This is a genomic window from uncultured Sphingomonas sp., from assembly GCF_937871615.1.
Taxonomy (GTDB): domain Bacteria; phylum Pseudomonadota; class Alphaproteobacteria; order Sphingomonadales; family Sphingomonadaceae; genus Sphingomonas.
Genome location: NZ_CALMPA010000043.1, coordinates 1 through 1360 on the forward strand (window position 1 = coordinate 1; position 1360 = coordinate 1360).

The following is a 1360-nucleotide window of genomic DNA, read 5'->3' on the forward strand; positions in this document are numbered from 1 at the left end:
GCTCCGCGAACACCGCCTCGGCGGTGCGATCGACCACCGCCTTCATCAGCTCCAGCTCGCGCTTCGTTGCAACGAGCGGGATCATCACTTCGGGGATCGGCGCCTCGCCCGATTTGTCCGCCACATCGAGCGCCGCCTCGAAGATCGCGCGCGCCTGCATCTCGTAGATTTCGGGATAGGTCACGCCCAGCCGGCAGCCGCGGTGCCCCAGCATCGGGTTGAACTCGTGCAGTTCCGCCGCGCGGCGCTTCAGCGTATCCACATCCACCCCGGCGGCGGTGGCGACTTCGGCGAACTCGGCCTCCTCATGCGGCAGGAATTCGTGCAGCGGCGGATCGAGCAGGCGGATCGTCACCGGCAATCCGGCCATCACCTCAAGGATCTCCACGAAATCCCTGCGCTGTTCGGGCAGCAATTTCTCCAGCGCCGCGCGCCGCCCCGCCTCGTCCGCCGCGAGGATCATCTGGCGCACCGCGGTGATCCGCGCGGCATCGAAGAACATATGCTCGGTGCGGCACAGCCCCACACCTTCCGCGCCGAATTCGCGCGCGGTGCGGCAATCGAGCGGGGTTTCCGCATTGGCGCGCACCTTGAGGCGGCGCACCGCATCGGCCCATTCCATCAGCGTGCCGAAATCGCCGGCCAACTCGGGTTGGATCGTCGCGACCTCGCCCGCCATCACTTCGCCGGTCGTGCCGTCGATGGTGATCGTTTCGCCTTCGCGCACCTCGCGGCTGCCGATCCGCGCGATCTTGGCTTTGGCGTCGATCGACAGCGCCCCCGCACCGGAAACGCACGGGCGCCCCATGCCGCGCGCCACCACCGCCGCGTGGCTCGTCATCCCGCCGCGTGCGGTCAGGATGCCCTTCGCCGCGTGCATCCCGTGGATATCCTCGGGCGAGGTTTCGGTGCGCACGAGAATCACCGCCTTGCCGTCCGCCGCCCAGCGTTCGGCGGTGTCGGCATCGAACACCGCCGCGCCGCTCGCCGCACCCGGAGAGGCTGGCAACCCCTTGGTCAGCACGTCGCGCGCCGCTTGCGGATCGAGCGTCGGATGGAGCAACTGATCGAGCGCCTGCGGATCGACCCGCGCGATCGCCTCCTCGCGGGTGATGAGCCCGGCATCGGCCATCTCCACCGCGATCTTGAGCGCGGCCTTGGCGGTGCGCTTGCCCGATCGCGTCTGGAGCATCCAGAGCTTCCCCGCCTCGACGGTGAACTCGATGTCCTGCATGTCGCGATAATGGTTTTCGAGCCGGTCGAACACCGCGGCCAGTTCGCCGTAAACCCCCGGCATCGCTTCTTCCATCGAGGCCGCCTTCGCGCCCGCCGCCTCGCGCGCGGCGAGCGTCAGATATTG

The 1360-nt window shown here is 68.6% G+C and carries 1 protein-coding gene; it reads right to left on the reverse strand.

Going from position 1 to position 1360, the window contains the following annotated elements:
• On the reverse strand, nt 1-1360 hold a 1360-nt coding region (locus Q0316_RS11425), incomplete at both ends, for a putative PEP-binding protein (RefSeq protein ID WP_298672465.1).